The following is a 13,868-nucleotide window of genomic DNA, read 5'->3' as shown; positions in this document are numbered from 1 at the left end:
TGTGTTGATGAACGACAAGGGGGCTTGAGTCACACTGTTCACTGAAAATAGTTGCGAATTATTTTCGGCGGGCACGCGCGTGAAGAAGGGTCGGGCAGGCAACGCATTAATGACCGCAGGTTATGAGCGTTAGACCCAAACGGTACAACGCCGCGTCAAATATTTGCTAGGGTGATGGTTGGGCTCGCCAACAGACTGTTTATAAAAAGCTTTTAAAAATCCCTCCATACGCCGGGCGCCAAGGAAACTTCATGCATGGATCGGCCCCAACACGACGTCTGTTAATGCTCGACGGCGGTGACGACTGTCATCCATTGATCGCAGTTCTGATCGCAGCCGGCTGGACGGTGCAGGAAAGCCCATCGGGTTCGGCAATCATTTCTGATTGTGATGTAGGCCTCATTCACCTGACGTCCGATCATTTTGAACACGTGTCCAGGCTCGAGGCGCTGTTCGTTAACAGCCCCGTGCGCTGGATTGCAGTGCTGTCAGCCAGTGATTTGCGACGTGAGAAAATCGGCGATTTCGTCTGCCGCTGGTTTTTCGACTTCCATACGCTGCCTTTCGATGCAGGTCGGCTGCATGCCTCGCTGGACAGAGCATTGACTGCCGGGCACCCGAATGTGCAGGGCGCGCCATCGCAATTCAGCGCGGAGCCCGAGCTGCTCGGCGACAGTCGGCCTGTCCGTGAATTGCGCAGGCTGCTGAGCAAACTGGCGCCCACCGATTCGCCGGTACTGATCAGGGGCGAGCGGGGCACGGGCAAGGAACTGATCGCGCGCAGCCTGCATACTCAATCCTTGCGACGTGACAAACCCTTTATCGTCGTTGATTGCGCAACGCCTGACGGGCAGTCGATCCACGCCGTGCTGTTCGGTCATGAGGACGGCGAATTTGACGATGCTCAAGAGCGCAGGGTCGGGCTGCTTGAGGCCGCAGACGGCGGCACGCTGTTGCTCGATGAGGTCGGTGAGCTCCCGCTGGATACCCAGGCGAGCCTGCTGCGCTTTCTCGAAGACCGGCAGATCGAACGCGCGGACGGCGGCGAACCGATTGCAGTGGATGTGCGGGTGCTGGCCGCCACTCGCGAGGATCTTGAAACGGCCGTACGCAAAAAGCGCTTTCGCGATGACCTGTATTACCAGCTCAATGTACTGCAGGTCGGTGTAGCGCCGCTGCGCGAGCGCCATGGCGATCTGGCGCTGCTGGCTAACCATTTCGCCCATTTGTACAGTCAGGAAACCGGCAGGCGGGCGCGCAGTTTCAGTCAGGATGCGCTGGTGGCGCTGGGCAAGCACGATTGGCCGGGCAATGTGCGCGAACTGGCCGGTCGCGTTCGGCGCGGGCTGGTGCTGGCCGAAGGCAGGCAGATAGAGGCGGCAAACCTGGGCCTGCTTGGCGAAGAGGACAGCATTGGCAGCATGGGGACGCTGGAGGATTACAAGTCGCGTGCCGAGCGTCAGGCGTTGTGCGACGTGTTGACGCGCCACAGTGACAATTTGAGTGTGGCGGCCAGAGTGCTGGGTATTTCGCGGCCAACGTTCTATCGGCTGTTACACAAGCACCAGATCCGCTGAGTCGCCCAGCAACTGTGAGACAGCGGTCAGCGCCTGTTCGCGGCGCTGCTCCCAGTTACCGCCCAGTACCCGGTAAGCCTGCAGGTGGTGTTCCAGCCATTCCCGGCTGGCGTCGAAAAAGGCCTGGCGTTCACCCAACTGCGGCTGGCAGCGCTGGCCGTCGCTGATCCAGTCAACGCCTTCGGGCGACAGCAGCAGGTGCAGGTCATAGGATCGGCTCAGCAGTTGCTGTTCGATCCACGCAGGGCAATCGCCGAACAGGGTGCGGCTCCAGAGCATGTTGCTCAACAGGTGCGTGTCGAGTATCAGCAAGTTTGGCTCGGCGCTGCGCGCGGCGTCCTCCCAGGCCAGCTGGCCCCGGGCGATGGCCGGTATGTCGGCGTAATCGGTATCGCGGCCCTGCTGATCGATGAACTGCCGGACGTATTCGCCGACCAGCAGGCCGCCAAACCTATGCTGTATTTGCGCCGACAGCCAGCTCTTGCCGCTGGACTCGGGGCCGGTGAGGACCAGAACTTTCATCGCGCCAGCGCCAGATCGTTACGCCACTCGCGCCAGCCCTGTACCGCCAGCAGGGTGAACAAGCCATACAGCGCAGCCGTCAGGTACAGCTCCTTGTAGATGAACAGGCCGACGAAAATCACATCGAGCAGGATCCACAGCGGCCAGCACTGAACGCGTTTTTGCGCCATCCAGACCTGCGCCACCAGACTGAACCCGGTCAACGCGGCGTCCAGCCAGGGTTGTGCAGCATCGGTGAAATGCGCCATGCCGGCACCCAGTGCAACGCTGATGAGTGCGCCGACCGCCAGCCCCTTGAGCACCGAACTGTTCTGCAACGTGGTTACGGCTTTGACCGGCAGGCCGTCACCGTGCCGGGTCCATTGCAGCCAGCCATAGACCTGCAGGCCTGCGTAGATGACCTGCAGAAGCATGTCCGAATACAGCTTCACGTCGAAGAATATCCAGATGTAAATCACCACCATGACCAGGCCGATTGGCCAGCACCAGGGATTCTGCTTCACTGTCAGCCAGACTGCGATAACGCCGATGGCGGCAGCGAAGAGTTCAAGCCCGGACATGGCGGCTCCTTGGTGAGGGTAGTGAGGGGTGGGGCCGGCGATTGTATGCGCTTCTGCGCGCGGCGTGCAGCTTGTGTTGCGCCAGAGCTTACGTCAGCAGGCGTTGTGCGTGCAGGTCTGCTAGCATTCCGCGCCGTGCATTTGCGCGAGTTTCTTCAAGCTTCGTTCAGGCATGTAGCGGCATAGTGGCAAGCATTTTTTACACGACAACATTAAACAGCGAGCCTGCGGCATCGCTTCATGGGGGAATGATGGATCTTTGGACCGCTGCTCAGGCGTTGATATTGGGTGTTGTAGAAGGGCTGACGGAGTTCCTGCCGATCTCCAGTACCGGGCATCAGATCATCGTCGCCGACCTGATCGATTTTGGCGGCGAGCGCGCCATGGCCTTCAACATCATCATTCAGTTGGGGGCGATTCTGGCAGTAGTCTGGGAGTTTCGGCGCAAGATCCTCGACGTCGTCGTGGGTTTGCCCAAACAGCAACAAGCGCAGCGTTTCACCCTCAACCTGCTGATCGCCTTCATGCCGGCCGTGGTGCTGGGCGTGATCTTCGCCGATACCATTCACCACTACCTGTTCAATGCCATTACCGTGGCCACGGCGCTGGTCATCGGCGGGGTGATCATGCTTTGGGCCGAGCGCCGCGAGCACACCGTGCGCACCGAAACCGTCGATGATATGAGCTGGAGCGATGCGCTCAAAATAGGCTTGGTACAGTGCCTGGCGATGATCCCCGGCACCTCGCGTTCGGGTTCGACGATCATTGGCGGCCTGCTGTTCGGCCTGTCCCGCAAGGCGGCGACCGAATTCTCGTTCTTCCTGGCCATGCCGACCATGGTCGGTGCCGCGGTGTATTCGGGCTACAAGTACCGTGACATGTTTCGCCCGGACGACTTTGCGGTGTTTGCTATCGGCTTCGTTACTTCGTTCATTTTTGCGATGATCGCAGTGCGCGGTTTGCTCAAGTTCATTGCCACTCACAGCTATGCGGTGTTCGCCTGGTATCGCATAGCTTTTGGCCTGCTGATTCTGGCGACCTGGCAGTTCGGCTGGATCGACTGGGCATCGGCCAAGGCATGACAGCGAGCCGCGAGTCGTCACGGCCAGCCAGCCGTGGCAGGTCGCCGGTCCGGCAACTGCGCTTGAAGGTCCTGGCGTTGTTGCTGCTGTGTGCGTTACCGGTCTACGGCACGGCGTCGCTGTGGCTGAGGCAAGTCACGCCGATTCCGGCGCTGGTCCTGATCGTCATGAGCCTGCTGGCGTTCGTGCTTTACCGGCATGACAAGCGACAGGCCGGCAACGCGGGCCAGCGCACGCCGGAGAACGTCCTGCATGGCGTCGAGCTGCTCGGCGGCTGGCCCGGCGCGCTGCTGGCGCAGCAGGTGTTCCGGCACAAGACCCGCAAGGTGTCTTTTCAGGTCGTATTCTGGCTGATCGTGCTGCTGCATCAGGCGCTGTGGATTGACTGGCTGTTTCTGGGCAAGCGGCTTGTGCAGCTGTTGCCGTTATAGCTTCAGGCCGATCTGTTGCCGTTTCGGCAGCCTGCCGACCACCAACTGGTGCGAGCGGGTCAGCAGATCGCGCAACTCATCGGCGCTCAGCGTCTGTACGTTTGCCACGCTGATCCAGTGCGCACGCGCCAGGTAGGGCGCAGGTCGTATGCCGGGTCGATCCACGTAACCCAGAAACAATTCCGGGTGGACCTTGAACGCAAGGTCCTCGCCGGTCAGACCCATGACCGCGAACATTTTCTTTTCGGCGACGGAAAAAACCCGCACGCCGCCCCACTTGTAGTCTTCACGCGCACCCGGCAGATCGAGGCAGAATCTGGCGATGTCCTCCTTGTGCAGGCTCTTTTGCGGGCTCTTTGGCATGGATGCTCCCTGGGTTTTGACGGCGCACGGTAAGCTGTTCGATAGCCGCACGGATATTCGATCAGCCGATTGTATGCTGCTGCGACACTCATTAGTGTGCAGCTTTGTCTTTCTCCGGAGTCTCGAATGTCTGCCGTGCAACTCGCTGATGGTCAACTGAACTACCTGCTCGAAGGCCCTGCGGGCGCGCCGGTGCTGGTCTTGTCCAATTCCCTGGGCACTGATCTGCACATGTGGGACAACCAGGTGCCTGCCTTCAGCCGGCACTTTCAGGTGTTGCGTTACGACACGCGCGGCCATGGCAAATCTCTGGTCAGCGAGGGCAGTTACAGCATCGAGCAAAACGCTCGCGACGTGTTGGCGCTACTCGACGCGCTGGGCATCGACAAGGCTTTCTTCTGCGGCCTGTCCATGGGGGGGCTGATCGGCCAATGGCTGGCAATCAATGCGCCGCAGCGCCTGCACAAGGTCGTTCTGTGCAATACGGCCGCCAAAATCGGCAACCCCGATGTCTGGAATCCTCGCATCGAAACCGTGCTGCGTGACGGCCAGGCAGCCATGGTCGCGTTGCGCGATGCCTCGATCGCACGCTGGTTCACACCTTCCTTCGCGGACGCCGAGCCTGCTGCCGTCGACACGGTCGTCGGCATGCTGGCATGCACTTCGCCACAGGGTTACGCGGCCAATTGCGCGGCTGTGCGCGATGCGGATTTCCGTGAGCAGATCGCGTCCATCGAGCTGCCGGTGCTGGTGGTCTGTGGCACGCAGGATGCTGTAACGACCCCGGCGGACGGGCGTTTCATGGTCGAACGGATTAAGGGAGCGCAGATCATCGAACTGCACGCGGCGCACCTGTCCAGTGTCGAAGCGGGTGAGGCATTCACTGTACCGGTGCTGGCATTTCTGACTGCCGAATGACCCGGTGCGATCCTCAGTCCCGGTCTTGAGGCACGGGGCACGGCGCTGCATACTCCCGGCTCTGAAAACGAGGTGGCCGGGTGTTTGATCTCAACGATCTGTTTTATTTCGTCCAGGTGGTCGAGTGCCTTGGCTTTGCGCCTGCAAGCCGCAAGCTGGGGATCCCCAAGTCCAAGCTCAGCCGGCGCATTGCCGGGCTTGAGGAGCGTCTGGGTGTTCGGCTGATTCACCGCTCGACGCGCACCTTCGCGGTGACCGAAAGCGGGCGTGACTATTACGCGCACTGCGTGGCCATGCTGGTCGAGGCCGAGGCGGCCGAAGAGGCCATCCTGCGTTCCAAATCCGAACCGCAGGGCAGGGTGGTAATCAGTTGTCCCCCTGCTTTGGCGGCGATGGGCTTCAACGAGACCATCGCCCGTTTCGCGGCCGAGCACCCCAAGGTTCAGATCCAGGTCGAAAGTACCAACCGACGCGTCGACCCGCTGACCGAGAACATCGACATTGCGCTGCGTGTGCGCTTTCCACCGCTGGAGGACGACGGGCTGGTGGTCAAGAAGCTTGGGCACAGTGCCCAGCGTCTGGTGGCACGCGCCGACCTGGCGGCCAGGCTGTCGGCAACGCCTTCTCTCGACGCGCTGTCGACGCTGCCCAGCCTCGACATGCCTTCTTCGAATCATGAGCACCGCTGGTTGCTGGAGACGCAGCCCGGCCACTATGCCGAAATACGCCACACGCCCCGGCTCATCAGTTCGGACCTGGACATGATGCTGCAGGCTGCCTTGCAGGGTGTCGGTGTGGCCCAGCTTCCAGAGCTGATTGTCAGGGAAGCCTTGCAGGACGGACGCCTGGTAGAGCTGTTCAGCGAGCACCGACCCAAGTGCGGCATCGTGCATGCCGTGTTCGCCTCGCGCCGTGGCCTGCTTCCTGCCGTCAGAGGCCTGCTGGATGTGTTCGAGACCTCATTCAAAGAGCTGAGCCTGAGCCCCGACTCACTCTATTGTTCTCTTAATAGAACGAACAGTCGCATTCAAGACCACTAATCATCTATTGCGATCAAGGATAGGATGCTCGCCACTTCATCGCTCAGTGGCGATTTTCTTATGGGAGCTACGTTATGAATCTATTGCACCTCGACTCCAGCATCCTCGGCGATCACTCTGCTTCGCGTCAGCTGACCCATGAGGTTGTCCAGGCCTACCTGACTGCGCACGCCGACAGCCAGGTCACCTACCGCGATCTGGCCAGCGATGCGCTTGGGCATTTCTCAGCCGCCAGCCTCGCCGCAGCGGGCACGCCGGTAGAAGTCCGTGACGCCGCCCAGCAGCAGGAAGTGGCAGGCAACGAAGCCACCTTGCAGCAGTTTCTCGATTCGGACGTGCTGGTCATCGGCGCACCCATGTACAACTTCACCATCCCGACCCAGCTGAAAGCCTGGTTTGACCGGATTCTGATCGCGGGTCGCACGTTCCGTTACTCCGAAGCAGGTCCTGAAGGCCTGTGTGGCGGCAAGAAAGTCATTATCGTCTCTACCTCGGGCGATCTGCACGCCGGGCAACCCACTGGCGTAGGTCACGAAGAGCTGCTCAAGGCGCTGTTCGCCTTCATCGGTATCACCGACCTGCAATTCGTCCGCGCCCACGGCCTGGCATATGGCGAAGAGCCGCGTGCCAGCGCCATGAGCGCTGCTCAGCAGTACATTCAGAGCGAGCTGTTCGCGGCCTGATCGAGCGCGCGCTGCACAAAACTCCACAACCTGCGCGGGATTGCTGCCGGGTTGTGGAGTTTTTTTTGTTTCTGATTTGTGGCGATGGGCTGCAGTGAGCGGCGCGTTGACGAGAGACAACCTTGACAGCTTTCTTACAGGTAGCAGGGTTCTTAGGGGACTAAACTAGGGTTTTCGCGCACTGCCTTGTCAGGCTGGCGGAAATATTCGCCCTCGCGAAAAAACATCGGGCAGTTTATGGCCCGGCTTGTGCACTATTTCTGTTTTAAACACTCATATCTGGGTGGGAACGGCGCGCTGGAGCATGATGCTCGACACAAGCGCTTGATGGATTGTCTGGACGAAGTTCCGGATTTGCAAAGGTTGGGCCTTGCCATGGTACGTCTTTGTGCAGTGATGCTGGTTTTCCTGCTCGATAGCCTTGTTTCGGTGCACGCTCAGGCGGATGAATCCTGGAGCGCGGGTTATCACCAGTTGAGTTTCCCTGATCCGCTGGATTCTCAGCCGGTCGAGGCCATCGCCTTTTACCCGTCGACCGCCGCCGAGCAAGTGAGCATGCTTCATGGTTACCGTGTCGAGGCCGGTGAAGAAGCGCCCATCGCAATGGGCCGTTTCCCCTTGTTGTTGCTGTCGCACGGCAACACCGGTACCCCGCTGGCACTGCATGACCTGGCCACTTCGCTGGCCCGCCAGGGGTTTGTGGTGGTTGCCGTGGTCCATCCTGGCGACAATGATCGCGATCACAGCCGTCTCGGCAGCCTGAGTAACTTGTACGGGCGACCGCTGCAGATTTCCGAAGCGATCAGCACGGCCTTGCTCGACCCCTTGCTGGCCCCCTATCTCAATGCCCGGCAAGTGGGCGTGATCGGTTATTCGGCCGGTGGCGAAACCGCGCTGATTCTCGCCGGCGCACAACCTGATCTGCAGCGTCTGCGTCAGTACTGCGCCGAGCGCCCGACAGACCGTGATGCGTGCAAGACGCAGGGCGAACTGGTCGCGGACCGTGATGACCTTCACGCTCAGGCGGATCCGCGGGTCGGCGCATTGATGTTGATGGCCCCGTTGAGTCTGATGTTCGGCCGTCATACGCTGGGTGATGTGCACGTGCCGGTACTGATGTACGCGGGGGATGACGATCAGTTGCTGGCGATCGACCGAAACGCAGAGGCGCTGGCGCGCAAGCTGCCGCAGCCACCCGACTACAAGTTACTCGCCGGCGCAGGGCACTTTGTCTTCATGGCACCGTGCAGTGATGAGCAGCGCGCGAGTGCGCCGTTGCTGTGCAATGACCCTGACGGCGTGGACCGCGAGGATATTCACCGTAACCTGAGTGCCGAAGCGGTGCGCTTCTTCAGTGCGGCGCTCAATTCCGCAGACGATGACCGTTCAGGCATGCAGACGGCGCATCATCAGTAAACACGCCGTTCAGGCATTCAGCGAACTCAGAAAATCGCCGAACCCGCCCCTGGCTTTCGAGTCGAGGCGGGTGCTGGTTGTGACCTTCGGGCGGCAGCTCCAGGCAATCCGCGCACCGATCAATTCCAGTTGCCGAACCAGGTGCACGTCCTCGTGGCAGGGCAGTGCCGGAAATCCACCGGCGCTGATGTACGCAATCGAGCTGACGCCCAGGTTGGCACCATGAATGTGTCGGTGGCCGTCACGGTGCTGATAATGCTGCAGGTAAGCGGCCTGTGCGGCCGCCGAGATGTCCTTGCTCCAGTCGCCGGGCGTCACCGTTCCGCACACCGCGTCGGCATCCAGCGCCAGCTGTTCGGCAAGCCAGTCGTTGGCCACGGTACTGTCGCCATCGGTACACGCCAGCCAGCGTGCGCCCCGGTCGAGAAGAAACTCCGCGCCCTGTGCCCGAGCCTGGCCCACGTTGCGCGCCGACACTTCGAGAATCATCACGCCATGCGCCCGTGCGATCTCCGCCGAGCGATCCGTGCAGCTGTCGAGAACCACCAGCACTTCCACGCATTCGCCCTTGAGGTCGGGGTGTGCAGCCGCCTGCTTTATCGTTTCGAGACACAAGTCGAGTAACTGCTCTTCATTGTGCACCGGGATCAGAATGCCGATCATCGGAGAATTCCTGTTCTGCTACTGATGTTCCATCACGACTCCACAGGTCCAGCAGGAAATCCTGTTCGTGATGACTGAAAAGTCGGTGCATGGACAAGCGTGCAGCAAGGATGTCGTGAACCGCCTCGGCGTTCAGCGGGCAGCCTTCGATATCGGGCCGCCAGTGACAGGCGAGCAACTGGCCGTCCGGTGTCAGGGCCGCCAGTGCGCGGTCGATCAGGCCGTGCAGGTCGTCGGCGTCCAGGTAATAACCTATCTCGCTGAAGACGATCAGGTCGAATTCGCCCTGCGGCCATTGCTGCGGCAAACGCGCCTGCAACACTCGGACATGGGGCTGGTCGGCCAGACGCTTGCGTGCCAGATCCACCGCCAGATTCGAGGTGTCGCAGCACACCAGTGCATCGCAGCGCCCGGCAAGGTCGGCACTGAGTTCGCCGTTGGCACAGCCGGGCTCGAATATCGAGCGGTAGCGTTCGCGGGGCAGGGCCGCCAGGGTCAGGGCGCGCTTGCGCCGTTCATACCAGCGTTGCTTGAATGCCCACGGGTCATCGTTGTTGAGAAACAGCTCATTGAAATAACTGTCCTCGACGCTCATGTGAACACCACTTCAAAGGGCTGCAGCAGCCTTTCCAGCACTGTGTCCGGCAAAACCGGGGAAAGACCGATGGCCGGATCACCGTGCAACTGACTGGTGAACGCCTGGGCGGCATTGCGTTTATGGGCCAGCGTCACCGGATCGAGCAGCAGCTTGCGCGCTCTGTCCCACGGCAGACGCTGGTCTTCAGGGTCAGCCCAGTGCCAGGCCCAGACCGGCACTTCGTGGAACTGTGCTCCGGTTGACGCGCAGGCCTTGGCACTGGCTCTGCCGACCGCTTCATGGTCGCTGTGGCCATCTTCTGCCCAGGTGGCGAACACCACGTCGGCAGGGCCCAGATGCTGTTCAAGAAAAGTCACCAGCTGATCTTCCGCTGCGGCCACGGCGCCGTCCTGAAGGCCACCACGCAACCACTCAAGGCGCTCGGCAGGTATGCCGAGGCGATTCAAGGCTTCGGCACTTTCCTCAGGTCGGGCTTTGGACAGACGATCGACGGGCCAGAGCGTGGAGCCTGGATGGCTGGCTGTACCATCGGTGACCGAGATCAGTAACAGATTGCGTTCCAGTTGTGCCAACTGGCTCATCAGACCGCCACAGGCCAATACTTCATCATCCGGGTGCGGGGCGATGATCACGGCTCGGCAATTGGTCGGCACCAGCAGGTCAGCGGTGATCACAGGCAGGCCGTGCAGCCTGGTCGAAGCATTCCAGGCGGCGAGGGAAGTACCCTGGCCGGACTCGTCATCACTCACTACGAACCCTTCACTCATGTTCGATACGCTCTCATAGTGACCACGTCCGTGCAGCGGGCAACGCCTTGCCGGCCAACTGGCCCAATGCCGCCAGGTCCTGTTCGGCGTGGCTCTGACGCAGGAAAACCGGCAGGTCGGTGATCAGCCGGGCAAAGTGCGGGTCCTTGCAATAAGGCCCGGCGCCGACGGCCCGGCCCACATGCTGGATCACCAGGTCGGCGGCTTGCTCTACATAAGCACGGCAGCGTCTGGCAAGCACTTCGGCATTGTCGGTCGGGGCCTGATCCAGGTGCGTGGCAGCGGCGCGCAACACATCGATTGCGGCATGCAGCGCTACGTCCGCAGCGCCGAGGTGCGCGAGGGCGTGCGGCTCTTCGCGCTTGCCGACATGGGCCAGCAGGCGCTGCGCAATGGCGCGTGATGCGCCGTACCAACAGGCCGCGATGCCGATGCCGCCCTGCCAGAAGCCAGGTCTGTCGAGATAGCCGCCGGGCGAACCGATCGCTTGACCGATGGCGTTGTCGAAAACCACGTCGATGCTGCCGGTCGCACCCATGCCCACTGCGCGCCAACCGTCGCTGGTCATGTGTACGCCGGGCTGGTCAAGGCGTACTGCAACCAGCTGCTGCCGATGATCGGCGTCCCATGCCGTGATCAACGCATGGCTCAATGCCGAAGCGCCTGAGCACCATGCCTTGCGGCCGTGCAGGCGCAAGGCATCACCTGCGCCGCTGATATTCACCCGTGCCTGCGGCGGCTCTGCCGCCCACATGCCCCAGGTGCTGAATTGTTCGGGGGGCGGGGCACCCAGTTCGGCCATGATCGCCAAGGCGTCTGTGTGCCCCTCGTACAACTTGCACAACCCCAGGTCGTGGCCTGCAACGCAGGCCAGCGCCCGCCAGCGCTCAAGTGTCTGACCGCGGGCAGGCAGGGGAAGCTGATCCAGACCTTCATTGACCAATGCCTGTAAGCACTCGCCCAGCGCACGCGTATCGGCATAACCGTGCTTGCGCCAGTCGAGGAACTCACTCAAGGCATCAATCATTGCTGGTCTTCACGCTTCAGTTCGAACAGCAGCAGGGAACGCGGCGTTACGGTGTATTGCGAACCGAACGCAAAGTGCTCCTTGCTGCGTGCATCATCCTGATTGGTGTCGATCAGGCACTCGTAATGGGTACCTTCAGGCACTTCCGGCAGGGTGAAATTGACGCCGTCGTGATGCGCGTTGACCACCAGCAACAGCGTGGCGTCGGCACCCGCGCGACGGATACCGGTTTCCTGTGCGCGACCATCCATCAGCATGCCCAGGCAACGGCCATTGGCATCGTGCCATTGCTCGACACTCATCTCGTTGCCATCCGGAGCAAGCCAGGTGACGTCCTTGACGCCGATCTCTTCGTTGTAGTCGCCTACCAGGAAGCGGCTGCGACGCAGGATCGGGTAGGTCTGACGCAGCTTGATCACGCGGGTGACGAACTTGAGCAGCGCTTCGCCATCTTCGTCCAGATCCCAGTTGATCCAGCCAATCTCGCTGTCCTGGCAGTAGGCATTGTTGTTGCCGTGCTGAGTGCGCGCGAACTCGTCGCCCGCAACAATCATCGGCGTGCCTTGTGCCAGCAGCAGGGTGGCGAAGAAGTTACGCATCTGGCGCAGACGCAGGCTGTTGATTTCCGGATCTTCGGTCGGACCTTCGACGCCATGGTTCCAGGACAGGTTGTTGTTGCTGCCATCCTGGTTGTTTTCGTCGTTGGCTTCGTTGTGCTTGTCGTTGTACGACACCAGGTCATGCAGCGTGAAACCATCGTGAGCAGTGATGAAGTTCACGGATGCCTGCGGACGACGACCGCGCTGGTTGAACATGTTGCCCGAGGCAGTCATGCGCGCAGCGAAGTCGGCCAGTTGAGCTTCGTCGCCTTTCCAGAAGGCACGAACCGTGTCGCGGAACTTGTCGTTCCATTCCATCCAGCCTGGTGGGAAACCGCCCACCTGGTAGCCGCCCGGACCGCAGTCCCACGGCTCGGCGACCAGTTTGACCTGACGCAGCACCGGATCCTGACGGCAGGCGACCAGGAAGCTGTGGCGCTCGTCGAAACCATCGTGGTAGCGGCCCAGAATGGTCGCCAGGTCGAAGCGGAAGCCGTCGACGTGCATTTCCGAAGCCCAGTAGCGCAGCGAGTCGGTGACCATTTGCAATACGCAAGGGTGGCTCAGGTCGAGGGTGTTGCCAGTGCCCGAGTCGTTGATGTAGTAGCGCTTGTCGTCCGGCATCAGGCGGTAGTACGAGGCGTTGTCGATACCACGCATCGACAGGGTAGGGCCCAGCTCGTTGCCTTCGGCGGTGTGGTTGTAGACCACATCGAGGATGACCTCGAGACCGGCGTGGTGCAGGTGCGCAACCATTTCCTTGAACTCGGCAATCTTGCCGCTTGCCAGGTAACGCGGGTCCGGGGCGAAGAACGCGATGCTGTTGTAGCCCCAGTAGTTGGTCATGCCCTTTTGCAGCAAATGCTGGTCGTTGACGAAGGCATGAATCGGCAGCAGCTCGACGGAGGTCACACCCAGCTTGCGAATGTGCTCGACGACCGGCGCTGATCCGAGACCGGCGAACGTGCCGCGCAGCTCTTCGGCCACCTCAGGGTGACGCATGGTGATGCCGCGTACGTGGGTTTCGTAGAAAATCGTTTTATCCCAAGGCGTGCCAACGCGCTGATCACGGCCCCAGGTGTAGGCCTCATCGATCACCTTGCTTTTCGGTACGAAAGGGGCGCTGTCGCGCTCGTCGAAGCTCAGGTCGCCGTCAGGATGGCCGATGGTGTAACCGAACAGCGCTTCCGACCACTTCAGTTCGCCGACCAGTTGCTTGGCGTACGGGTCGATCAGCAGCTTGTTGTGGTTGAAACGATGACCATTCTTCGGATCGTACGGGCCGTACACGCGATAGCCGTAGATCTGGCCCGGGTGCGCATCCGGCAGATAGCCGTGGTAAATCTCGTCGGTGTATTCCGGAAGTTCGATGCGTTCCAGTTCGATTTCGCCAGTGGAGTCGAACAGGCACAGCTCTACCTTGGTGGCGTTTGCCGAGAACAGGGCGAAGTTGACGCCCAGGCCATCCCAGCTTGCACCGAGAGGAAAGGGAAGTCCTTCACGAATGCGAGACGGGGTACTGCCAGGGTTGTCTAGCGGGGCTGAATTATCTTCTGCCGGTGTAGTGGACTTCGTATTCATGGTGACTTCCTGACGTCGAATGATTTTCTGAGCGGCCAAGG

15 protein-coding genes are annotated in these 13,868 nt (G+C 61.0%); 7 read left to right on the top strand and 8 right to left on the bottom strand.

Features of this window, described 5'->3' with window-relative positions; translation table 11 throughout:
- Window positions 1-251 precede the first annotated feature (251 nt).
- Window positions 252-1,577: a sigma-54 dependent transcriptional regulator gene (locus AC54XV_RS15460; RefSeq protein WP_011268154.1), complete on the top strand. Its 1,326-nt coding sequence runs from the start codon at window positions 252-254 to the stop codon at window positions 1,575-1,577.
- Here AC54XV_RS15460 and AC54XV_RS15455 read toward each other — a convergent pair.
- Both AC54XV_RS15455 and pnuC read right to left on the bottom strand, forming a co-directional pair.
- Window positions 1,554-2,099, bottom strand: coding sequence for an AAA family ATPase (locus AC54XV_RS15455; protein ID WP_011268153.1), 546 nt, complete (start codon window positions 2,097-2,099; stop codon window positions 1,554-1,556). The two genes, AC54XV_RS15460 and AC54XV_RS15455, sit on opposite strands and share 24 nt — an antisense overlap.
- Complete coding sequence (gene pnuC, locus AC54XV_RS15450; protein WP_003400615.1) at window positions 2,096-2,659, bottom strand: nicotinamide riboside transporter PnuC; 564 nt, start codon at window positions 2,657-2,659, stop codon at window positions 2,096-2,098. The genes AC54XV_RS15455 and pnuC overlap by 4 nt, the downstream gene beginning before the upstream one ends.
- Window positions 2,660-2,910: 251 nt before the next feature.
- Between pnuC and AC54XV_RS15445 the strand changes: the two genes are divergently transcribed.
- Window positions 2,911-3,741 (top strand): undecaprenyl-diphosphate phosphatase, encoded by an 831-nt coding sequence (locus tag AC54XV_RS15445; protein ID WP_003400617.1) that lies wholly within the window; start codon window positions 2,911-2,913, stop codon window positions 3,739-3,741.
- Window positions 3,738-4,172, top strand: coding sequence for a DUF1294 domain-containing protein (locus tag AC54XV_RS15440; protein WP_011268152.1), 435 nt, complete (start codon window positions 3,738-3,740; stop codon window positions 4,170-4,172). Before AC54XV_RS15445 ends, AC54XV_RS15440 begins: the two co-directional genes overlap by 4 nt.
- On the opposite strand, the gene AC54XV_RS15435 is transcribed toward AC54XV_RS15440, so the two are convergent.
- Window positions 4,167-4,535 carry an MmcQ/YjbR family DNA-binding protein gene (locus AC54XV_RS15435; RefSeq protein ID WP_011268151.1) on the bottom strand — a complete coding sequence of 123 codons (369 nt, stop codon included), beginning with the start codon at window positions 4,533-4,535 and terminating at the stop codon, window positions 4,167-4,169. The genes AC54XV_RS15440 and AC54XV_RS15435 overlap by 6 nt on opposite strands.
- A 126-nt stretch (window positions 4,536-4,661) precedes the next feature.
- On the opposite strand from AC54XV_RS15435, the gene pcaD reads away from it, so the two are divergent.
- From pcaD to AC54XV_RS15415, 4 genes are all read left to right on the top strand, one after another.
- The gene (pcaD, locus tag AC54XV_RS15430; protein ID WP_003400621.1) at window positions 4,662-5,453 is read left to right on the top strand and encodes a 3-oxoadipate enol-lactonase; all 792 of its coding nucleotides are present in this window, start codon (window positions 4,662-4,664) and stop codon (window positions 5,451-5,453) included.
- Between the two features lie 80 nt (window positions 5,454-5,533).
- Window positions 5,534-6,493: a LysR family transcriptional regulator gene (locus AC54XV_RS15425; RefSeq protein ID WP_058821904.1), complete on the top strand. Its 960-nt coding sequence runs from the start codon at window positions 5,534-5,536 to the stop codon at window positions 6,491-6,493.
- 74 nt (window positions 6,494-6,567) lie between these two features.
- On the top strand, window positions 6,568-7,176 hold the full coding sequence (locus AC54XV_RS15420) for an FMN-dependent NADH-azoreductase (RefSeq protein ID WP_496717029.1): 609 nt from the start codon (window positions 6,568-6,570) through the stop codon (window positions 7,174-7,176).
- A 375-nt stretch (window positions 7,177-7,551) separates the two neighbouring features.
- Window positions 7,552-8,592, top strand: a complete 1,041-nt coding sequence (locus tag AC54XV_RS15415) for an alpha/beta hydrolase family protein (protein ID WP_011268147.1) — start codon at window positions 7,552-7,554, stop codon at window positions 8,590-8,592.
- A 9-nt stretch (window positions 8,593-8,601) separates the two neighbouring features.
- On the opposite strand, the gene AC54XV_RS15410 is transcribed toward AC54XV_RS15415, so the two are convergent.
- From AC54XV_RS15410 to glgX, 5 genes are read right to left on the bottom strand one after another with little or no spacing between them, the layout of a single operon-like run.
- Window positions 8,602-9,255, bottom strand: a complete 654-nt coding sequence (locus AC54XV_RS15410; protein ID WP_003400627.1) for a glycosyltransferase family 2 protein — start codon at window positions 9,253-9,255, stop codon at window positions 8,602-8,604.
- Entirely contained in the window at window positions 9,224-9,850 is a 627-nt protein-coding gene (locus tag AC54XV_RS15405; protein WP_060409404.1) for an SAM-dependent methyltransferase, read from the bottom strand. Before AC54XV_RS15405 ends, AC54XV_RS15410 begins: the two co-directional genes overlap by 32 nt.
- Window positions 9,847-10,620, bottom strand: coding sequence for a PIG-L deacetylase family protein (locus AC54XV_RS15400; protein WP_054091933.1), 774 nt, complete (start codon window positions 10,618-10,620; stop codon window positions 9,847-9,849). The genes AC54XV_RS15405 and AC54XV_RS15400 overlap by 4 nt, the downstream gene beginning before the upstream one ends.
- Window positions 10,621-10,633: 13 nt before the next feature.
- Window positions 10,634-11,647, bottom strand: a complete 1,014-nt coding sequence (locus tag AC54XV_RS15395) for an acyl-CoA dehydrogenase family protein (protein WP_003400636.1) — start codon at window positions 11,645-11,647, stop codon at window positions 10,634-10,636.
- Window positions 11,644-13,827 (bottom strand): glycogen debranching protein GlgX, encoded by a 2,184-nt coding sequence (gene glgX, locus AC54XV_RS15390; protein WP_011268142.1) that lies wholly within the window; start codon window positions 13,825-13,827, stop codon window positions 11,644-11,646. The genes AC54XV_RS15395 and glgX overlap by 4 nt, the downstream gene beginning before the upstream one ends.
- Between the last annotated feature and the right edge of the window lie 41 nt (window positions 13,828-13,868).

This window comes from Pseudomonas fragariae (ex Marin et al. 2024) (assembly GCF_059621105.1).
This window is presented reverse-complemented; position numbering and strand designations above follow the sequence as displayed.

What these genes read in the sequence shown, in the direction of transcription:
- pnuC (WP_003400615.1), bottom strand. Translation starts at nt 2,659, where the DNA reads ATGTCCGGGCTTGAACTCTTCGCTGCCGCCATCGGCGTTATCGCAGTC.
- AC54XV_RS15455 (WP_011268153.1), bottom strand. Translation starts at nt 2,099, where the DNA reads ATGAAAGTTCTGGTCCTCACCGGCCCCGAGTCCAGCGGCAAGAGCTGG.
- AC54XV_RS15410 (WP_003400627.1), bottom strand. Translation starts at nt 9,255, where the DNA reads ATGATCGGCATTCTGATCCCGGTGCACAATGAAGAGCAGTTACTCGAC.
- AC54XV_RS15445 (WP_003400617.1), top strand. Translation starts at nt 2,911, where the DNA reads ATGGATCTTTGGACCGCTGCTCAGGCGTTGATATTGGGTGTTGTAGAA.
- AC54XV_RS15435 (WP_011268151.1), bottom strand. Translation starts at nt 4,535, where the DNA reads ATGCCAAAGAGCCCGCAAAAGAGCCTGCACAAGGAGGACATCGCCAGA.
- AC54XV_RS15405 (WP_060409404.1), bottom strand. Translation starts at nt 9,850, where the DNA reads ATGAGCGTCGAGGACAGTTATTTCAATGAGCTGTTTCTCAACAACGAT.
- AC54XV_RS15415 (WP_011268147.1), top strand. Translation starts at nt 7,552, where the DNA reads ATGGTACGTCTTTGTGCAGTGATGCTGGTTTTCCTGCTCGATAGCCTT.
- pcaD (WP_003400621.1), top strand. Translation starts at nt 4,662, where the DNA reads ATGTCTGCCGTGCAACTCGCTGATGGTCAACTGAACTACCTGCTCGAA.
- AC54XV_RS15395 (WP_003400636.1), bottom strand. Translation starts at nt 11,647, where the DNA reads ATGATTGATGCCTTGAGTGAGTTCCTCGACTGGCGCAAGCACGGTTAT.
- AC54XV_RS15420 (WP_496717029.1), top strand. Translation starts at nt 6,568, where the DNA reads ATGAATCTATTGCACCTCGACTCCAGCATCCTCGGCGATCACTCTGCT.
- AC54XV_RS15440 (WP_011268152.1), top strand. Translation starts at nt 3,738, where the DNA reads ATGACAGCGAGCCGCGAGTCGTCACGGCCAGCCAGCCGTGGCAGGTCG.
- AC54XV_RS15400 (WP_054091933.1), bottom strand. Translation starts at nt 10,620, where the DNA reads ATGAGTGAAGGGTTCGTAGTGAGTGATGACGAGTCCGGCCAGGGTACT.
- glgX (WP_011268142.1), bottom strand. Translation starts at nt 13,827, where the DNA reads ATGAATACGAAGTCCACTACACCGGCAGAAGATAATTCAGCCCCGCTA.
- AC54XV_RS15460 (WP_011268154.1), top strand. Translation starts at nt 252, where the DNA reads ATGCATGGATCGGCCCCAACACGACGTCTGTTAATGCTCGACGGCGGT.